Source organism: Anaerotruncus massiliensis (ex Togo et al. 2026), assembly GCF_900199635.1.
GTDB classification, from domain to species: Bacteria; Bacillota; Clostridia; order Oscillospirales; family Ruminococcaceae; genus Anaerotruncus; species Anaerotruncus massiliensis.
Genome location: NZ_LT962687.1, coordinates 2299644 through 2319873, shown reverse-complemented (window position 1 = coordinate 2319873; position 20230 = coordinate 2299644). Strand labels below are relative to the sequence as shown.

Here is a 20230-nt window from a genome sequence, read left to right as displayed (position 1 = left end):
GAGATTTTTTATGAAAGACACCATGAAGGCGGTCGTCTTCAAGGAGCTGGGCTCGGTGGTCCTGGAGGACCGCCCGGTCCCCGCGATCCTGCACCCGAAGGACGCGATCGTCCGGGTGACGCTCGCGGCGATCTGCTCGAGCGACATCCACATCAAGCGCGGCATGATCGCGAAGGCGAAGGAGGGGGTCATCCTCGGCCATGAGATGGTCGGGGAGGTCGTCGAGACGGGAAGCGGGGTCGAAAAATTCCACAAGGGCGACCGCGTGACCGTCAACAACGAGACCTTCTGCGGCGAGTGCTTCTTCTGCCGCCGCGGATACGTCAACAACTGCTCGATGGAGGGGGGCGGCTGGGCGCTCGGCTGCCGCATCGACGGCGGGCAGGCGGAATATGTGCGTGTGCCCTACGCGGACAACGGCCTCAACCACATCCCCGACGCGGTGTCGGACGAGGCGGCGCTGCTCGTCGGCGACGTGCTCGCCACCGGGTTCTGGGCCGCGGAGATCGCGGAGATCAGCCCGGCGGAGACGGTCGCGGTGATCGGCGCGGGACCCACCGGGCTCTGCACGGCGATGTGCGCGCGGCTCTATTCCCCGGCGCGGCTCGCCGTCATCGACGTGTCCGACGAGCGGCTCGAGTTCGCGAAGGCGCACGGGCTCGCCGACCTCACGATCAACCCCCTCCGGGAGGACCCGCTCGAAATCGTGCGCGGCCTCACCGACGGGCGGGGGGCCGACCGGGTCTTCGAGGTCGCGGGCGGGCGCAACACCTTCGAGATGGCGTGGCGTCTCGCGCGGTGCAGCGGGACGGTCTGCCTCGTGGCCCACTACGAGGAGGACCCCCAGAAGCTGCCCCTGCGGGAGATGTACGGCAAGAACCTCGTCTTTAAGACGGGCGGGGTCCACGCGAACGCCTGCGCCAAGACCCTCTCGCTCATCGAGGCGGGCATGCTCGACACCCGCCCGCTCATCACCCACCGGATCCCGCTCGACGACGCGCTCGAGGGATACCGGCTGTTTGAAGCGCAGGAGGACCATGTGATCAAGGTCGCCATCACGCCCCGCAGGGGATGAGAACGGGACCCGAAACGGAAAAGGAGGTTCGGTATGGCAACGGAACCCAACATCAGGAAACTTGTCGTCTTCCGGGAGACGATCCGCAGCGAGGGAGGCTGTGAGCTGGAAAAGCCGCTCAGGAAGTGCGCGGCCGCCGCGGTCATCAAAAATCCCTACGCGGGGGCCTACCAGGAGGATTTGACCCTGCTCATGGAGTACGGGGAATACCTGGGCGGTTATCTGACCCAAAAGGCGGTGGAGGCGATGGGGATTGACCCGTCGGAGGTCCACAGCTTCGGCAAGGCGTGCATCGTCGGGCTGGACGGCGAGCACGAGCACGCCGCCGCGCTGATGCACCCGCGCCTGGGCGCGCCGATGCGCGCCTACCTTGGGGCGGGCAAGGCGGTCATCCCGTCGGCCAAGAAGATCGCGGCCCCGGGCGCGACGCTCGACGTGCCGCTGCTCCACAAGGACGCGATGCTCGTGCGCTCCCACTACGACGCGATCACCATCCGCATCCCCGACGCGCCCCACGCCGACGAGGTCGTCGTCGCCGTCGCGTTCACGACGGGCGGCAGGCCCCACGCGCGCATCGGCGGCGTTTCGGCGGAAGGGATCAAGGGACAGAATGGGCTCGATTAGAGCGGAAAGGGCGTGATCGGATGAAACCATATGTGCGCAAGGAAGTTGTAATCATCGACGAGATCCGCGCGGAGATCGGCAGGCCCCTGCCCGTGCCGCTGCGCAAATGCGCCTCGGTGGCGATCGTGGAGAACCTCTTCGCGGGGAAGCGGGTGGAGGACCTCTCCCTCTACGGCGAATACGGCGAATGGCTCGGAAGGCTGCTGGTCGAAAACGCCCTCGAGGCGCTCGGCGTGGGTCCGGAGGAGATCCAGAGCTACGGCAAGGCCGTGGTGACGGGGCTCGCGGGGGAGCAGGAGCACGGCTCGGCGCTCCTCCACATCGCCTTCGACGGGCCGGTGCGGGAGGCGCTCCGGGACACCCTCTCGATCATCCCCTCGACCGAAAAGGCGGGTCCCGCGGGCTGCTCGGTCGACGTGCCGCTGCACAGCAAGCGGGCCGTCAAGGTGCGGACCCACTACGACGCGATGGAGGTCTCCGTCGCGGACGGCCCAAGGCCCGATGAAATCATGGTGGTGCTCTGCCTGACCACCGGCTCCCGCCCCTTCCCGCGCGTGGGCGGCCTGCTGCTCGACCAGGTCAAGGGCGCGGACGGCGTGAGCTGAGGAGGAATGTGAGATGCCTGATCTGATTATCACCAACATCGGTACCCTCGTAAGCGGCGACTGGGAGCACCCGGTCCTCGACTGCGACACCGTCGCCATCCGCGGCGGGCTGATCGACGCGGTAGGCGGCGCGGAGCTGCTCTCCCGCTACCCGGACGCGCAGGTGCTCGACGCGATGGGGGTCACGGTGGCCCCCGGGCTGATCGATTCCCACTGCCACCCCTGCGTGGGGGACTATACCTTCCGCCAGAAGGCGGCGGACTTCCTCGAAAGCGAGGTGCACGGCGGGGTCACGACGATGATTTCGGCGGGGGAGCCCCACTTCCCCGGACGGCCGAAGGACGCCGCCGGTGCGAAGGCGCAGGCGATCTTCCTCTCCAAGTGCTTCCGGAACCAGTCGCCGCTGGGCGCGAAGATTCACGGCGGCGCGCTGATTCTGGAGCAGGGACTCGTGGAAGCGGACTTCGCCGAGATGGCGCGCGAGGGGGTGTGGCTCGTCGGGGAGATCGGGCTCGGCTCGGTCAAATCCCCGGCCGACGCGGCCCCCCTCGTCGAGATCGCCAAGAGGTACGGCTTCAGGGTCGCGATGCACACGGGCGGCACCTCGATCCCCGGCAGCTCGCCGGTGAGCGCCGACGACGTCATCCGCACCGGGCCGACGGTCGCCTCCCACTGCAACGGCGGCCCCACCTCGATCTCCACGGCGGAGGCGGAGCGGATCATCCGGGAGAGCGACGCGGCGGTCGAGATCGTCCAGTGCGGCAACTACCGCATGACCAACTTCATCCTCGAGACGGCGGGGAAGCTCGGCCAGTGGGGCCGCGTCATCTTCGGGAACGACGCGCCCTCCGGCACCGGCATGATCCCGCTGGGCATCCTCCGCAACGTCTGCTACGCCAGCAGCGTCTGCGGCGTGCCCCCGGCGGTCGCCGTCGCGATGGCGACGGGCAACACCGCCCGCGTCTTCGGGCTCAACACCGGCGTGATCGCGCCCGGCCGGGAGGCGGACCTCGTCTGTCTCGACGCGCCGATCGGCTCGGTCGCGGACACCGCCCTCGGCGCGATCGAGGCGGGGGACATCCCCGGCGTGACCTATGTGATCATCAACGGAAGGGTCGCGGTGGTCAAGAGCCGCAACACCCCGCCGGGAAACCGGACGCCCCGGCCGGCTGGCCAAAACGACGCCTGAGGAGGACGGACAGATGGGAAAAGGCTTCAGCGACTACTATACCAACCGCGAAAAGGCCCTCGACCTCAAAAAGAGCGCGGTGCTGATCGTGGATATGATGAACGACTTCTGCAAGCCGGGCGGCCGCATGGTGCTGGAGGACGGCTACCTGATCGTGGAGCCGATCCAGCGGCTGGTCGCCGCCGCCCGCGCGCACAAGATCCCCATCGTGTGGATCTGCCAGAAATACCGGATGGACAAATACGACAAGGTGACGGAAAAGCGGGTCGGCACCTGCTATGAGGGCACCTGGGGCGCCGAGCAGATCGACGAGCTGCCCATCCTGCCGGAGGACTATGTGGTCAACAAGCGCCGCTACAGCGGCTTCTTCCAGACCGACCTCGACCTCACGCTGCGGGACATGGGCTGTGAAAAGGTGATCGTCGGCGGCGCGGTGACCAACATCTGCGTGCGCGGCACGGTGGCCGACGCCTTCCAGCTCGACTACGAGGTGTTCGTGCCGAAGGACTGCGTGCGCGCCACGAGCGAGCGGGAGCAGGAGTCCCAGCTGTGGGACTTCGAGACCCACTTCGCGACGGTGTGCACGTCGGAGGAGCTGATCGCGGCGATGGATACTCTGGAGCCGGGGGACGAGTGCCGGATCCGGTGATCCGCGCCCCCGCAAAATGATAAAGGAGCGATGTATGATGGGAAAATTGACCAAGGAGCTGCGGGAGCGGCTTGACAGGCTTTCGACGACCAACGTCTCCGACGCGCTCGACGCGCTCGGGCTCAAGGGCTCGACCTACGGCGTCAACAAGATGTACGAGGGCTGCGAAAAGATCATCGGCGAGGCCGTCACGATGAAGGTGGTCGCCGCGGGGCTCACCAAGTCGACCACCCACATGGGAGTCAACGCGATCGAGGTCGCCAAGGAGGGCGACGTCATCGTCATCGACAACGGCGGGCGCATCGACGTCAACTGCTGGGGCGGCGTGCTGAGCACGGGCGCCAAATATAAGGGCGTGTCCGGCGTGGTCATCGACGGCGCCTGCCGCGACCTCGACGAGTGCATCGAGATGGGCTTCCCGGTCTACGCGCGCGCCACCATCTGCGCGACCGCCCGCGGCCGCGTGATGGAGGAGGCGACCAACGTGATGGTCTCCTTCCACGGCGTGCAGGTCCGCCCCGGCGATATCGTCATGGGCGACATCACCGGCGTGGTCTTCATCCCGCAGGAGCGGCTGGAGGACGTGGTCGCCAAGGCGGAGACGCTGCTCGAGAAGGAGGAGGCCATGTGCCGCGACATCAAGTCGGGCATGTCGATGATGGAAGTCGACAAAAAATACAACTATGAGAACATGCTGAAATGATCAGCTGGATGAAGAGAATTTGAGAGGGGCGTTCGCATATGCAAATACCGAAACTCGACCCGGCCGTCATTGAAGCCTACAAGAAGCTGGATTCCACCAGCATTTCGGACGCGCTGGACCGCCTGGGCATCCCGGGCGGGCTCTATGGGATCAAACCGGTCACGCCGGGCGTGGTCATGTGCGGCCAGGCGTTCACCGTCCGTTACGTCCCCTGCGGGGAGGTCAAGGGAACGGTGGGCGACTTCCTGGACGACGTGGAGCCGGGGCAGGTCTGCGTGCTCGACAACGGCGGCCGCGACTACTGCACCGTCTGGGGGGACATCATGGCGATGGCCGCCTCGATGAAGGAGATCGCCGGGACGCTGATCTACGGCGTCTGCCGGGATGTCAAGGACGTGCGCGCGATCCGGTACCCCATCTTCACGATGGGCTACTACATGGTCACCGGCAAGGACCGGGTGGAGGTCGCCGCGGTCAACGAGCCGGTCACCGTGGCGGGAATCAAGGTCTGCCCGGGGGATCTGATCTTCGGGGACGAGACGGGTGCCCTCGCCGTCCCCTTCGACCGCGCGGAGCAGGTGCTCGCCATCGCGCGGGAGATCGAGGAGAAGGAGGAGCGCATCCGCCAGGCGCTGAAGGAGGGTATCCCCCTGCGGGAGGCCCGGGCGCGCATGGGGTACCACCATCTCCAGACCAAAGAGGCGTAAATAAAATTGTGGAGGTTTTTCCGTGAACACAAGAGTACTCTATCTCGATAAGCTCAACGAGCACATGGAGCGGATGATCCTGGACATGTGCCCGCCCGACGTGACGCTGCGGTTTTTAAACCCCACCATCGGGGAAAAGGGAACGCCCGAGGACGCCGACTGCTTTTTCGTCACCACCTTCCGCACGACGAAGGAGATCATCGACCAGGCCCCCAACCTCCGCCTCATCCAGCGCACCGGCGTGGGCGTCGACATGGTCGACGTCGCCTACGCGAAGGAGAAGGGCATCCCCATCTCGATCTGCAAGGGCTTCAACGCCTCCTCGGTGGCGGAGCTCGCGGTGCTGGATATGCTGGCGCTCTACCGCCGCATCATCACCCTCGACCCGCTGGGCAAAAAGGGCGAGTGGCACACCTGGACCTACCGGCACGACAGCTATGAGCTGCTCGGCAAGACGGTCGGCGTGATCGGCGGCGGCACGATCGGCCGCGAGGTCATCAAGCGGGTGAAGGCGTTCGGCACCCGCGTCATCTACAGCGACGTCTTCCGGATGCCCCCGGAGGAAGAGGAGAAGCTGGGATGCGAATACGTGCCCTTCGACGAGCTGATTGCCTCGGCGGACGTCATCACGATCCACGCGCCGCTTCTGGACAGCACCCGCGGCATGATCGGCCGGGAGCAGTTTGCGCGCATGAAGGATTCCGCCATCCTGATCAACACGGCGAGAAGCCAGATCGTGGACGAGACGGCCCTGCTCGAGGCGCTCCGGGAAAAGAAGATCTGGGGCGCGGCGTTCGACGTGTTCGAGCCGGACGACCCGATCTTCGGGCTGGACGAGGGGCTCAACCTCATCACAACGCCGCACATCGGCGCGGCGACCTACGACAACTACTACCGCGTCTACAAGTTCAGCCTGGAAAACGCGCAGCGGATCGGCCGCGGCGAAGAGCCGCTCTTCCTGCTCTGACATTTCCGTCGTCTCCCCATAAAAAGCGGCTCCGCAGAATCCTGCGGAGCCGCTTTTTTGATGCTGTATAAAATGAATTCAGTCGCCGAGGGCGGTGACCGCCGCGCTGGCGCCCAGCCGGTCGCAACCGTTCTCCAGGAAGAGGCGCAGGTCGGCCTCGGTGCGGATGCCGCCCGACGCCTTGATCTTTACCCGGGGCCCGATGTGCTCGCGGAAGAGGAGGACGTCGGGAAGGGTCGCGCCGCCGGTGCCGAAGCCGGTGGACGTTTTGATGTAGTCCGCGCCCGCCTCTGTGACGAGCTCGCAGAGGCGGATTTTTTCCTCCTCGGTGAGGTAGCAGGTCTCGACGATCACCTTGAGGACCTTATCCCCGGCCGCCCGCCGCAGCGCGGCGATCTCCGCGAGGACCTTGTCGTAATCGCCGTTTTTCACGTCGCCCAGGTTGACCACCATGTCCACCTCGCCGGCGCCCTCGGCGATGGCCTGCTCGGCCTCGAAGACCTTGACGGCGGTGGTGTTGTATCCGAGCGGGAACCCGATGACGGTGCAGATGTTGAGCGCGGGGAAATGCTCGTGCGCCCGCGCGACATAGGAGGGCGGGATGCAGACCGAGGCGGTGTGGTGCGCGAGCGCCTCCTCGCAGAGCTTGTGGATATCCTGCCAGGTGGAGACGGCTTTGAGCTGGGTGTGGTCGACGTGGCTGTAGATTTCCTGTTTCTCCATGATAAACCTCCGTTTTTTTGAATCGGCGAGCGAGCTCAGCCGGTATAGACGTTGACGCCGGAACTGCGGTAGAAGGCGAGGTACCTGCCGTCGGTCTCCGGGTTGGTGACGACGTTGGCGATCCGGTCGATCGCGCAGAAGTAGGCGAAGGCGCGCTTGCCGAACTTGTGGCGGTCTGCCAGCAGGTAAAAGTCCCTGGAGTTGTCCAGCAGGTGGCGGTAGAGGGGCGGCTGAAGGCGGCTGTTGATCGAGTAGCCGTATTCAAGGTCGACGCCGTTCACCGTCAGGAAGACCTTGTCAAAATAGAGCCGCCGGAGGGATTCGATCGTGTATTCGTCGAGCGTTTCGATGTAGTTGCTCCCCACATGCACGTCGCCGCCCAGCAGGATCATCGAAAGTCCCTGCGATCTGGACAGCTCGACGACCGCGTCGATGTTGGAGGTCACCACGGTGAGCCCCTTTTTGCCGCGGATATAGCGGGCCAGGAGGGTGCAGGTCTTACCCGCGCCGATGAAGATCACGTCGCCGTCTTCGACCAGGCGCGCGGCGGTTTGCGCGATCCGGTCCTTTTCGCCGTAGAAGGGGTCCTCCTCCCGCCCGTCGTCCGTGGGGCGTTCGGCGGCGGGCCGGTCCCGGTTGAGCCGGGCCGCGCCGTGGGTCTTGACGATCAGCCCGCGGCTGCTCAACGCGTTCAGGTCCCTGCGGACGGTCGCGATCGAGGAGCCGGTCACCTCCTGCAGCACGGCGGTCGGCGTGACCCCGTGCGTCCCGAGGTAGTCCAGGATGCGTTCTTCCCGTTCGGATGCATACATCTTTATCCCAGCTTTATACATGATTGATTGTGCTTAGTATAGCACCTCTGAAAAACAAAATCAATCTAAAAAGATCATAAAAAGACAACAAAATTAGAAACGATCAAAATAAATCAAAAAGGTCCCGGCCGCGAAGACGGCCGGGACCTTTTTTACATCTACGCCTCTTCGGGTTTCGCATCCGCGAGGTCGATATACCCCGTGACGTTCTGTGCGATGGGCGTGCGTCCAACGCGCGACGCGCTGTTGGTGATCCGCAGCCTGCCGTCCACGGCGATCCCGTCGTAGACCCAGTAGCGCCCGCTGATGGTGGCCGAGCGTGTCTGCGCTGTGGCGCTCGCATAGAGCGGAACGCCGTAGAGCAGCAGAGCCGTCCCGGCGGCCGGACCCTCGGGAAGGGCGGGCTCGCCCTCCCCGCCGCCGTCCTCCGCCGCGTAGTCGCGGAAGGAGACGTCGAGGTCGACATACCCGGAGATGCCGTCCACCAGCCCGCGCGAGCTGTGCTGCCAGAGGTCCACGCCGCCCTCCAGCGAGGGCTTTTGGCTGCTCCAGTCCGCCACCCACCGCTGGACGGGCTTCAGCTCCGGGAGGTCGAGCATCGTCTCAAACCAGTAGAGGCTCGAGTAGACGCCGGGGGTGAGGCCGCCCTGCGCCACCCTGCCGCAGAACGCAAGCGCGAGCCCGGTGCGCTGGTCGTTGGTCAGCGCATGCTGTCCGGCGCTCTCCATATCAAGCGAGGCGGGGTATACGATCTGGTAGGGCTTTGCCAGCTCCAACAGAAAGGCGGCTTCCTCTTCGGCCTCGCCCGTCGTGACGGCCCTGCTGTAGAGGTAGGTTCCGACGGGGATCCCCTGCGCGGCGGCGCCCTCCATGTTTCTTGCGAAATTCGGATCGGCCGCGAGGCCGTAGCCCGCACGGACCATTGCAAAGCCGACGCCGCCGGCTTTTACGCGCGCCCAGTCGATTTCTCCCTGCCAGACGGAGACGTCGATTCCATTTATAGCAGTCATTGAAAGACCTTCTCTCGTGGATTCAGATGGGGAAACTTCCCCGGATATCCTATGCCCCCGAGCTGGAAAGCGTTCCCGGAAGGAGTGGGAGAAAATTCGCGCAAGACTCAAAACATATAAATTGATATAAATTTGAAAAAATTTGTGACCAAAAAACCTGAATTATAAAAAAATTGTGAACAGAAAAGAATTTTCAAGAATGGGCTGGAAAAATCATATTGATGGAACTGGAAAATAATGATATAATTCAATTATATTGGTAACAATTTCTAACGAATTTTTATAAAATTATTGAATTGAGTGCTTATATTAACCGATTTTAGGGGGATATTCAGGAAAACAGGAACAATTATTGGATTAATATTGGTAACAAAATTTAGGAACAATTGGGAACTTTTCTTTTGAAAAGGCTTCCTTCAGAAAGTACCGGCAGGCGTCGGAGGAGGGGCGGAACATGAAATCTTTCGCGTACAATGGGGGAAAAACATGGAGAAAGTCGGTCGCGCTGTTACTGACAGCTTTGATGCTGATCAGTGCGACTTCGGTTTTTTCCTACGCGGAAATGATGGACGGCAGTCCGGACGGAATGGAGACCGCCGGCACCGTTTCCGAACCGGAAAAACCGTCCGCGCCCCCAGAAGAGAGCAAACCGGACGGGGAGCAGCCTCCTGAGAGCGGGCCCGCAAGCGGCGAAAGCCCGTCCGAGGAGCGCCGCCACAACGAGGACGACAAGGGGAGCACGGACGAATACAGCCTGACGGCGACGCAGGAGGAGGTCTTCACGGAGGACGGCCTCGCGGTGGAGATCACGGCGGTGTCGACCTTCCCCTTCACGCGGAACTTACATATCGAGGCGAAGGACGGCGGAAAGGCCGAGGGCGCCACGGAGGGCGCGGAGAAGGTCACGGGGGATCCGGAGGCGGCTTCGTCCGAGGCTTCCGGCCCGGAGGAGAACGGTTCGGAAGCTTCGAGCGTCCCGGAGGAATCCACAAGCTCGGAAGCGGCAAGCTCGGAAGCGAGCAGCGTTCCGGAAGTGAGCAGCGCTCCGGAAGAGAGTGCATCGAGCGAAGAGAGCAAACCGGAGGAGACGCCGGAGAGCGGAAAACCGGAGGAGAACGGCAAACCCGGCGGGGCGGAGGACTCGTCGAATCCCATCAGTGAACTTGCAGAGGCTGCGGCAAGCGCGCGGATCAATCTGGTGCGGGTGCTGTCGGCGGAGATCACGGCGGAGGAGATCGTGCCGTTGCCGGAGAGCGGCGTGTCGGAGCCGAAACCGGAGAGCAGCACAGCGGAGTCAAAACAGGAGAGCAAGCCGGAGGACCCGACGGCGGATACGAGCACCGGGGAGGAGAAGGCCCCGGCCCCGGATGGGAGCAGTTCGGAGAATCCCGCGCCGGGCGGGGAGAGCGAGGCCGCGTCCTCTTCCGGGACGGGCCCGGAGGATACCGGTTCTGAAAATGCGGGTTCCGATGTGAACTCAGATGATTCCGGTTCGGAGGCCGCGAGCTCTGATTCGTCGAGCACGGACGAGACGATGAGCGAGGGCAGGGTGACGGTGAACGGGGAAGGGGAGCCGTTCCGGTTCCAGCGGAAGTTCACGGTGACGAAGAACGGGACGTATGTTATCCGGATCTATGACAGCGAGGGGCCGCTGGAGGAGCGCTCCTTCTACACGGAAGTGGAAGTGACCTCGCTGGGAGAGCTGACGGCGGAGATCGCGCCGGGAAGCAATGGACAGTACGAGGTGGCGATGGCGTCGACCTATCCGGGGACGGAGCGGTTCACGGTGGAGTTCGTGCCGGCGGTGCGGGCAATGGCCCGGTCGCGGAGCGCGGAGCCCGCGGAGGGGGAAGCGGTGGAGCTGCCCGTGGAGGATGTGACGGTCAAGAGCGGCGAAGAAAACGGCCACGAAGAAAACGCCCCGTCGGAGGTGACGGAGGCGAGCACCGCCGTGCCCGCGAGCGCGGACGGGGTGTACACCGTCAAGGCGTTCCGTGGCGAAAACCTGTTGCGCGCGGCGGCTTTTTCCGCCCCGGCGGCGACTGCGGCAGAGAGCAGCCTTGCGACCGTTTACTGGAACCCCGACCCGGCGTTCCAGGACGTGGATCAAACAATCCCCGGAGGAAACGACGACGCGGCCGGGGACAGTGCGCTGGCGTCGGTAAAGACGCTGGAACAGGCGCTGTGGCTTGTTAAAGAGGGCGGAACGATTGTCTGCATGAGCATGTGCAGCGATACCTATCATAAGGAAGGCGATGCTTCGACCTACACCTTCGACGGAAAAAATGCGACGGTCAAACGCTGGAACAAGTATCCTTCCGGCCCGTACTTTTACATTGACAAGGGAGTCAATCTGTCGCTTACAAATCTGACGCTGTCCAACACGACAGAGAGCGGCGGCTCCGCTGCGGATTCCGTCGTGACGCTCGCGGACGGCACGCTGACCGCCGGCGCCGGGCTCACGATGGGCGGACCGGTCTATTTCGAGCAACGCCCCACCGCCCCCGGAATCATCTTTACACAGGCGCCTGCCGCTCCCTATCCGATCAAATTCGCCCCAAACGTCGATCCGTTTACCAGCGCGTTTGACGCGGCTTCCGCTCCGGAGACGATCACGGCGGACAATCTGGAAAGTTACCTGGCGCTGGACGGCAGCGTCAATGAGGCCAAGGACCCGCAGTGGGCGCTGCGCGTCAAGCCCGGAACGGGCAACGAACGGATCATGCAGGCCTACCCGATCGTCACCTACACGGCGATCTACCTCTCGGGGACAGGCGACGACAACAACGACGGTGCGACGGCAAATACGCCGGTCGCGACCTTTGCGCGCGCAAAAGAGCTGCTGCTCACAGAATTAAAGGGCAGCGGAGTCATCTATATCTGCGGGAGCACGGTCGCGGTCACCGGGGAAGAGACATGGTCTCTGCCGCCGGCAAGCTTCCCGTCGGCCAAGCTAGCGAAATACAGCGGCTTCACCGGCTCTTCCATGGTCAGCGTGGCAGGAGCGCTCATGCTTGCCGATATTACCTTTGAAAGCGACAAAACCATTCTTCAGACAAGCGTAGACACCGCCTTGCTGAAGATTACCTCCGGGACAAAGCTTGACTATACTGGTACGGATACCGCGGTAACTTTGTCAGATGGGACAGCGTCGATGACCGGCGGGGAGATCGTCGGAACGTCCGAAAAGGGAACCGGCGTGAGCGTAAAAGGTGCCGCGATATTTGACATGTCTGCCGGGAGCATCGACAAATTTTCATTTGGAATAAAGAATTCTGGTATTACGACGATCTCCGGGACAGCGGCGGTTTCTTCAGCGACCGGCGCTTATACGAATTGGATAATGACCTTCTCGAATGCAGCCATTTCTGGTTCGTCCTGCGGCGTCGAGATTGCCAGCGGTGGAAAATTCATCATGGAAAGCGGGACGGTTTCGGGCGCTTCGGGTAAACAAGCGGTGCTATGCAGCAATGGGACATTCGATATGAATGGCGGTACGGTCACGGGTGGAACTTCCTATGGCGTGATGCTGTCCGGGACCTCCGCGAAGTTCAATCTGTCTGGGGGCACGGTTTCCGCGCTCAACCCCACGGAACAAAGCGCAGTCTATGCGAACTCGCCCGGATTCACGCTCAATGCCGCGGCTGCAACGGTCAACGGCCGGATCAGCCTGCCGGACCCGACTTATGTGATCAATCTGTCGGGCGTGCCGGGCGTCGGCAAGACGTTTGACGTGGCCGTAGGACCGAGTCATACCTCCGGCGTCAGCGTGGTGGTTCCCACCAACCCGCTTACAGACGCTTCAAGCTATGAGGCGCATTTTATCCTCAAAAATTACACTGACAAATTTACGATCGGCGGTTATGGAAACGACCTGATTCTGCTTGAAATCGGGATATATCTTGATGGCCAAAATGGAGGCGACGGCAATACCGGCCGCTCTCCCGCGCAGGCGGTCAAGACCTTTGCCGAGGCGAAAACGAAGCTCATAGGACTTGCGCAAGAGCAAAAAGATAATACAAGCTTTGTCCCGCATATCTTCCTCTGCGGCGAGGTGACGGTGAGTTCGGGTGCGGAAACTTGGGACCTGAAGGAGGTTAACGCAATCAAATCCGGCTGGACGGCGGACATCCGTCGGTTCACCAATAAGAACTTCAAGCCGGTCTATCTTGTTCAGATATCGGGCGGCAGTGTGACGCTCTCCAACATCGTCGTGGACGGCCTCCAGGACATATCCCCCGGACTGCAATCCACAATGGACCTGTTTCGGGTGACGGGTGGGAGCCTGACGCTTGGGGAGAACACGACCCTTCAGGGCGCCTACCTCAGCGCGGCGCGGGTGTCGGGCGGGTCGCTCACAATGGGAGACGGCGCGCTTGTCACGGGGAATGGGAGGACAAATAGCACCAGCGGTACGGCGGCCGTCGTGGTTGGCGCGAGCGGCACGTTTACGATGAACGGTGGGCGGATCACCAATAACGAGGCATATAACGCGGTGGTCCTTTCCGGGAGCGGCGCGCGCTTCGAGTTGCATGGCGGCGAAATCAGCAACGGATCGTCCAATGCGATTTATACAAGCGGTGTGCGTCTCAGCGCGGCAAACGCGGTATTCGACATGGACGGCGGCACGATCTCCGGCTTTAAAAATACCCGCAACTACGGCGGCGGCGTGTGGCTCAGTTCTGGCGCGGCGTTCGATATGTCCGGAGGCACAATCACCGGGAACAGCTCAGGCTCCAGCTCCAACGGTTATGGCGGCGGCGGTGTCTATGTGTCGTCGGGTGCGGCCTTCAAACTTTCGGAAGAAGGAATCATTCGCGGGAATACGGCTCCATACGGAACGGGGGGCGGCGTGTATATCGCTTCCGGCGCGAACTTTTCCATGGCCGGCGGGCATGTCCGCGGAAATACGGCGAAGGATTCCGGGTCGAACAATATTTATTCCGTCAATGCTGCAAAATTTGAAATTGGCGGCGAGATTGACGTCAACGACGGCGTGATGTTATGGAACGACGGCACCACGAGTCACAATGTAACCCCAATTACACTGACAGCTGCATTGTCCCAGCGCACGCCGCCAACAGGACTTGCCGCGGTCAGCGCCATTAAGTTAACGATTTCCGAATACTATCTTGGGGAAATTGTCGTAAACGGCAAAGATCAAGGCCTCCCCGCGGCCCAGTATCTGAACGAGGGGGGCATTCAATTCATACTGGCGGCCGCGCCGGCAAAGACGATGCGCCTCATGGCGGATCCGGCGGACGGGTCGTCTCCGTCGGACATTGTCGCGGCGGGCTGGAACGTCTATATTTCCGGGACCGGCAGCGACGGGGACGGCTATGGCTGGAGCCCAAAGAAGCCGGCGAAGACCTTTGCGCACGCGAAGGAGCTCTTGCAGACCATTGCCGATATCCCCGAAGGCGGAGAGGCCAATATCCTCGTCTGCGGGACGGTGAACGTGACGACAAGTGAAAATAACGGGATTTGGGCCATGACGACGGACAGCGGAAGTCCGATCATGGTTGGCGGCCGCACGCCCGTTTTGCGCCGGATGCGCGGCTTTACGGGTACCATGGTCGGCATGACGGGCGGCACGCTGACGCTGCAAAATATCACAATTGACGGCGATGCGGCGGCGGGCAGCGAAACCAGCTATCTCGTCAGCCAGTCGGGCGGCACGTTCACGATCGCGGACGGCGCACTGCTCCAAAACAATGGGACCTTCAGCGGCAGCGCGGGTGTCAACGTATCGGGCAGCGGCTCCCACTTCTCGATGACCGGCGGCGAGATTTCCAACAACTATTACGGGCTGAAGATTTCCACCGCGACGGATGTCGTCCAGTCTGGGGGAGGAATCACCAGCAACGCCAGCCATGGGGTGTATTTGGATAGCGGCGCTTTTACGCTGGAGGAGGAGAAGGACAGCACGGGTACAGTGATTTCGGAAGGACGTATTTCCGAGAATTCTAGTGGTGCCTCTAGTGGTGTCTATGTCTCTTCTGGAAGTTTTACGATGTCTGGCGGAACAATTAACGAAAATTATTCGGGTGTCTCTGTCTCCGGTTCCGGCAGCTTTAAAATGAGCGGAGGAACGGTCGACGGGAATAACGGCTACGGTGTTGGTTGTTCAGGATTTTTCCAGATGGATGGCGGAAAGATTAGCCGCAACAAGGGTGGAGTTTATGTAAGCTACGGTAATATTATAATGAATGACGGGGAGATCAGCGGAAACAACGCAGGTCATGGAGGCGGTGTCAGCATCGGCTATTCCGGAAATTTTACAATGAATGGTGGGAAAATCAGCGGGAACACATCACAGTATGGCGGCGGTATCTATGGCTATGCCGACTATTCCCGCCACGGCAGATTCACGATGAATGGTGGGGAGATCAGCGGTAACACGGGAACTGTCAGGGGCGGCGGCATCTATGCCAGTGATTATATCGAATTAATCATGACCGATGGGAAAATTCGTGGAAACATGGGAAGCGAAGGTGTCTATATCAATCGTGGCACTTTTACGATGAGCGGCGGAATGATTGATGAAAACACGAACAGCAATGGCGTTTATCTCAATATTGGCAGTTTTACAATGAGCGGCGGGACGATCAGTGGGAACACGGCGTCTAACGGAGCAGGTGTCTATCTTGAGGCCGGCACCTTTACGATGAGCGGCGGAACAATTAGCGGAAATACAGCGAAAAATAACGGCGGCGGACTTTACAACATCGGGGGAGCCGCCGTGATCACGGGCGGCGAGATCACCGGGAATACCGCTGGTCAAGGCGCGGGCTGCTATTGTTCTGGGAGCGCCACCACCACCTTCAAAGGCGGGCGGGTGTCCGGAAACATCCTTTCGAACGCGGCCGGCGTGGGCAGGGGCGTCTATGTCGCGTCCCCGAACTTCATCCTTGAGGACGGCGGCGCGGATCTCGCGGACGGCGTCTACCTGAGCAGCAACGCGTACCCAATCAAGCTGTCCCGGACGGTCCGGCAGGCGGGCCGCCGGTACAACGTGGAGCTGGCGACGCCGGCCGTGGCTTCCGCAAACGGCTTCAGGGTCGGCGACAGTGTGGTGATCCCCGAGGGTATGCTCGAGAGCGCGGCCCCAAACCTGCGCTACTTTGCGACCGATTACGAGGGCGCGGTGCTCGACCGCGGCACGGGAAACAAGGCCAAAAATATCGTCCTCAAAAAGATCATCTTTGTGGACGGCGTGAAGGGCAGCGATCAGAACGACGGCAGCACGCCCGATCTCGCATATAAGTCCTTCGCGGCGGCGAAAGCGGCGCTGGGCAGCGACCCGGGCAACATCTACATCTGCGGGAAGCTCACGGTTTCCGCAGACGAAAATTGGAGCCTTGGGGCGGACCAGTCCCTGCGGCGCTATTCGGGCTTTGCCGTGGCGGGCAAGTACAGCTATGCGCCCTATCGCGGCGACATGATCGAGGTGACGGGCGGTACCCTGACCCTTGGCGGGATTACGATCCTGGGCCGTCACGACGCGGATCAGGGCTTCACCGCGGACGGCTCGATCATCAAGGTGAACGGCGGAATCGTCACGATGGGCGCGGGCACGACGCTCGCAAACAACACGACGACCGGCAATGGCGGCGCGGTGAACATCGCCTCCGGCGCACTCTCGATGGAGGGCGGCATGATTGTCAACACGCAGGCGGCGAAGGGCGGCGCGATCTACCAGAACGGTCAAATAATTATTACTTATGTGGTGGAAAAGGTCGAAGGGGATATCTACCTGACAGGCCGGGGAAGTGAGGAAACCAGCCGGGTCATTACTGCATTTGTCTATGATGAGACAGGCCCGGAGCTTACGATCAATCTGGAAGATGCCTATAACGGACGACCGGTAATAGTCGGTGCAGATGATCAGACCGATGAAATGAAGGCAAAGTATACCCTTGCGCCGGAAATCCTGATGCAGTATAAGCTTGAACGCCGTGCGGATCGTCCTTATATCCTCGAATTGCAGGAAAAGGGCATCGTCTACATCGACGGAGTGGACGGAAGCGACGGTCGTGACGGCACGACTCCCGATACGGCGGTCCTGACGCTCAAGCACGCCTACGAACTGCTTGCGGAGCAGGGCGGCGTCATCTACGTCGTGGATAACGTCTCTGTCACAGGCAGCGTCACGCTGGCTGACCGGGAGTATGCCGATGACACCGGGACGGTTGCGATCGGCGGGCCGGTGGTGATCCGGCGCTACTCCGTGCCGACGAATCCGCCCTCAACCGGTTTTACCAGCGAAAAGGCGAAGCGGAGCCATACCGGCATGCTCTTTACCGTGACCGACGGAGGATTCGTCGTCTCGGGCGTGACAATCGACGGCCACAGCGCGGCGCTCAACACCGGCAGCCCCAAAACCACGGCCCCGGCGGTGGAGGCGCAATCCCCGCTGATCGGAGTCACGGCGAGCGGCGTCCTGATCGTTGGGGAGGGCACGGCGCTCCAAAACAACAACAATATCAGCGAGTCCGTTTTTGGCGGCGCGGTCTTTAATGCCGGGAATTTCCAGATGACTGGCGGCGCAATCGCCAACACCGGGGCGGCCAAGGGTGCGGCGGTCTATCAAAACGGCAGCTTCCTTGTGAGCGGCGGCCCGTCGATCGTGGGAGAAATCTATCTGACGGTCGGCAAAATAATGGGCAAAACAGACAAGAAGATCATCGAGGTAATGGGTGACTTCGCGCCCACAAACTCGCTGCTGGTCAACATGGACGGCGCGGAAAACGGCCGCAACGTGGTCAAGTATCCGGATCCAATTGTGGACGCCGACGTCTCCAAACGGCTCGCGGACTACACCCTCGCGGACGAGATCGCCGCGCTCTACACGCTCGGCCGGAAGGACGTAGATAACAGTATCCTCGAACTGCAGGCGAAGAACGCGGTCTACATCAACGGCGTAAGCGGCGACGACGGCAAAGACGGCAATACGCCGGCAGCCGCCGTCAGGACGCTGAAAACCGCATTTGATAAGCTCGCAGGCCTGAAAGGCGGCACCCTCTATGTGGTGGACACCGTCGATGTGAGCAGCGCGCGGATTACCGCCGGGACGGATGAAACGACAGGCGCGGCGAGCACGAGCTATAGCGGCGAGGGCGGCAGTGTCTCCGTCGCGGGCGGGGTGCTCATCAAGCGCTATGCCCAACCGGACAACATCTCCGGCCTCACCGGATTTGACGTGGCCGACAACCAAAACGCGCTCTTCAACGTGACCGGAAGCCTGACGCTCGACGGGATCACGTTGGACGGGCATGCAAAAGCCGTCACGGGCGGAAAACAGGAGGTCGTTGCGGACGGGGTAACGGCGAAAGCGCCTCTGATTACCGTCGCGGCGGACGGACTGCTCACGACGGACAACGGCGCGCGCCTGCAAAATAACGCCAACAGCGGCGACGGCGGCGCGGTGGCCAACAGCGGCACCTTCCGGATGGACGGCGGTTCGATCACCGGGAATCGTGCGGCAAACGGCGCGGGCGTCTGGCAGAACGGCACCTTCCGGCTCGGCGCGAACGCGCCTACGCTCGGGACGGACCAGACGGTCTATCTGACGGCGGGCGCCGACGGAAAGACCGCGAAGGTCATCAACGTTGATTCCGCGCTTGAAAGCGGTGCGAAGATTTCCGTCGACATGGATAGAACCACACCGCCGGATGGCGTTTACGAAGCGGGCAGGGATGTGGCCGTGTTCGCGGAGGGAGCCGCGTCCTATAACGACGTGGCCAACGATGCGGCGCACTTCTCCCTTGCGAAGGGAATCACGGAGGAGTTTGCACTGGTCAAATCCGCGACCGAGCAAAACACGCTCGAGCTCGGCCTGCCCTTCCACTTCACCACCACGCCGGACGACATGTTCGTGCGGGTGGGGGACAAGGTGACCTTTACGGCTGACGTCTCCACAAGCTCGGCTGCGGATGTCAAGCTGTACGATAAAAACGGAGTCGAAATGGAGGCATCCTCCCGCGACGATATGCCGGAGGAGATGTCCTTCCGGGCGGTGGTGCGCTCGAACAACGAAAGCACCTCGACTGTGAGCTTTACCTTCCAGCCCGAGGCCGGAACCCGCGCAGGCGAATATTACCTGACCGCGACCGACGCAAACGGCGTCACGGCGAAGAGCGAAGCATTTGTCCTGTCGCTTTACGAAGCGAGCACTCTGACGGCGAAATCGACCGGTACCTCGGATAACACGCCGAACAGCGATACGGGCGCCCTCACGGTGTATAACGGCTACGGCGTGGATAAAACGGTCACCTCCACCGGCGTGGGGCTCTTGGATGGAATGGGGATTTTACTGGGCATGGACACGCCCACGATCGGGTTCGCGACGGAGCAGGAGATCAACGAGAACTTTAAGCTCTGGACGGCGGACGACGCGATGTACAAGTTCAACTTCAAGGTGGACGGCGATGAGCTGAATTCCTCCACGGTGCTTCCCGGGATGAAGATACCCGCCAACGGGTACGCCTCCTGGACGGTGACGCTAAAAAACGCCAACGCCCTCAACGCGGCCCAGACCAAAAAACTGCTGATCAAGGAGTGCAAAATCGGCGAAACGCCGCTGACCGGCTTGTCGTCCGGGGGGGCCTCCATGATGGGGCTGGACGTCCCGACGGCTGCGAACATGGAGGTGCCGTTTGAGACGGAAACCGCCCGCCTCGACGTGACGGTGCCGCTTTCGATCACCGTCTGTGTGGCGAAGGACGGCACGCTCGCACAGCCGAGCGCGGACAGGATGTATGTGGAGAACCGCTCCGCGTTCCCGGTCAATACGCAGGTAAAACCGATGTTGACGCGGTTGGCCGCGGACAGTGGTGATGCGATGCGGCAGATCGACGCGCCGAAAATCGGGGAAGGGACCGGCTACGACCTGGCGATCCGCCCGATTGACGTCCCTTCGCAGACGGCTCCCATTGCATTTAAAACCAGCGATTCGAGCAGTACCACAAGAGCGTTGGTGGTGTCCTATCAGGACTTCGCGGAGATCCCTTGGAACCGGAAGTGCACCTTCGATTTCCTCAGCAATCAAATGCCCAGCGGGCAGGGCGAAAACGGCGCGCCCGCGAACTACAGCTACCAGATTACCTTTAAAGCGTCGATCGCCGGGGAGCCCCAAATGGGGATCCTGCAATAAAAAGTGTGAAA

The 20230-nt window shown here is 61.9% G+C and carries 12 protein-coding genes; 9 read left to right on the top strand and 3 right to left on the bottom strand.

Features of this window, described 5'->3' with window-relative positions; all coding sequences use genetic code 11:
- Positions 1-10: 10 nt before the first annotated feature.
- The 8 genes from C1A13_RS11290 to C1A13_RS11255 are packed head-to-tail and all read left to right on the top strand — an operon-like array spanning position 11 to position 6519.
- On the top strand, positions 11-1075 hold the full coding sequence (locus C1A13_RS11290; RefSeq protein WP_242970866.1) for an alcohol dehydrogenase: 1065 nt from the start codon (positions 11-13) through the stop codon (positions 1073-1075).
- A gap of 33 nt (positions 1076-1108) precedes the next feature.
- Positions 1109-1699 (top strand): amino acid synthesis family protein, encoded by a 591-nt coding sequence (locus tag C1A13_RS11285; RefSeq protein ID WP_101552045.1) that lies wholly within the window; start codon positions 1109-1111, stop codon positions 1697-1699.
- 20 nt (positions 1700-1719) lie between these two features.
- Positions 1720-2304, top strand: coding sequence for an amino acid synthesis family protein (locus tag C1A13_RS11280; protein ID WP_101552043.1), 585 nt, complete (start codon positions 1720-1722; stop codon positions 2302-2304).
- A gap of 13 nt (positions 2305-2317) precedes the next feature.
- On the top strand, positions 2318-3493 hold the full coding sequence (locus C1A13_RS11275; RefSeq protein ID WP_101552041.1) for an amidohydrolase family protein: 1176 nt from the start codon (positions 2318-2320) through the stop codon (positions 3491-3493).
- 13 nt (positions 3494-3506) lie between these two features.
- Positions 3507-4142 carry a cysteine hydrolase family protein gene (locus C1A13_RS11270; RefSeq protein ID WP_101552039.1) on the top strand — a complete coding sequence of 212 codons (636 nt, stop codon included), beginning with the start codon at positions 3507-3509 and terminating at the stop codon, positions 4140-4142.
- Positions 4143-4179: 37 nt separating this feature from the next.
- Positions 4180-4845: an RraA family protein gene (locus C1A13_RS11265; RefSeq protein WP_101552037.1), complete on the top strand. Its 666-nt coding sequence runs from the start codon at positions 4180-4182 to the stop codon at positions 4843-4845.
- Positions 4846-4883: 38 nt separating this feature from the next.
- On the top strand, positions 4884-5552 hold the full coding sequence (locus tag C1A13_RS11260; RefSeq protein ID WP_101552036.1) for an RraA family protein: 669 nt from the start codon (positions 4884-4886) through the stop codon (positions 5550-5552).
- A 22-nt stretch (positions 5553-5574) separates the two neighbouring features.
- Positions 5575-6519, top strand: coding sequence for a 2-hydroxyacid dehydrogenase (locus tag C1A13_RS11255; RefSeq protein ID WP_101552034.1), 945 nt, complete (start codon positions 5575-5577; stop codon positions 6517-6519).
- Positions 6520-6597: 78 nt separating this feature from the next.
- On the opposite strand, the gene deoC is transcribed toward C1A13_RS11255, so the two are convergent.
- From deoC to C1A13_RS11240, 3 genes are all read right to left on the bottom strand, one after another.
- Complete coding sequence (deoC, locus tag C1A13_RS11250) at positions 6598-7242, bottom strand: deoxyribose-phosphate aldolase (protein ID WP_101552032.1); 645 nt, start codon at positions 7240-7242, stop codon at positions 6598-6600.
- Between the two features lie 35 nt (positions 7243-7277).
- Positions 7278-8054: a DeoR/GlpR family DNA-binding transcription regulator gene (locus tag C1A13_RS11245; RefSeq protein ID WP_172439264.1), complete on the bottom strand. Its 777-nt coding sequence runs from the start codon at positions 8052-8054 to the stop codon at positions 7278-7280.
- A 158-nt stretch (positions 8055-8212) separates the two neighbouring features.
- Entirely contained in the window at positions 8213-9064 is an 852-nt protein-coding gene (locus C1A13_RS11240) for a glycoside hydrolase family 25 protein (protein WP_101552028.1), read from the bottom strand.
- 454 nt (positions 9065-9518) lie between these two features.
- Here C1A13_RS11240 and C1A13_RS11235 point away from each other — a divergent pair, with 454 nt between their 5' ends.
- Positions 9519-20219, top strand: coding sequence for a hypothetical protein (locus C1A13_RS11235; RefSeq protein ID WP_146021720.1), 10701 nt, complete (start codon positions 9519-9521; stop codon positions 20217-20219).
- Positions 20220-20230 lie beyond the last annotated feature (11 nt).

Bases quoted from the DNA above. Each gene is read 5' to 3' on its own strand.
- C1A13_RS11290 (WP_242970866.1), top strand. From the start codon at position 11: ATGAAAGACACCATGAAGGCGGTCGTCTTCAAGGAGCTGGGCTCGGTG.
- C1A13_RS11285 (WP_101552045.1), top strand. From the start codon at position 1,109: ATGGCAACGGAACCCAACATCAGGAAACTTGTCGTCTTCCGGGAGACG.
- C1A13_RS11280 (WP_101552043.1), top strand. From the start codon at position 1,720: ATGAAACCATATGTGCGCAAGGAAGTTGTAATCATCGACGAGATCCGC.
- C1A13_RS11275 (WP_101552041.1), top strand. From the start codon at position 2,318: ATGCCTGATCTGATTATCACCAACATCGGTACCCTCGTAAGCGGCGAC.
- C1A13_RS11270 (WP_101552039.1), top strand. From the start codon at position 3,507: ATGGGAAAAGGCTTCAGCGACTACTATACCAACCGCGAAAAGGCCCTC.
- C1A13_RS11265 (WP_101552037.1), top strand. From the start codon at position 4,180: ATGGGAAAATTGACCAAGGAGCTGCGGGAGCGGCTTGACAGGCTTTCG.
- C1A13_RS11260 (WP_101552036.1), top strand. From the start codon at position 4,884: ATGCAAATACCGAAACTCGACCCGGCCGTCATTGAAGCCTACAAGAAG.
- deoC (WP_101552032.1), bottom strand. From the start codon at position 7,242: ATGGAGAAACAGGAAATCTACAGCCACGTCGACCACACCCAGCTCAAA.
- C1A13_RS11245 (WP_172439264.1), bottom strand. From the start codon at position 8,054: ATGTATGCATCCGAACGGGAAGAACGCATCCTGGACTACCTCGGGACG.
- C1A13_RS11240 (WP_101552028.1), bottom strand. From the start codon at position 9,064: ATGACTGCTATAAATGGAATCGACGTCTCCGTCTGGCAGGGAGAAATC.
- C1A13_RS11235 (WP_146021720.1), top strand. From the start codon at position 9,519: ATGAAATCTTTCGCGTACAATGGGGGAAAAACATGGAGAAAGTCGGTC.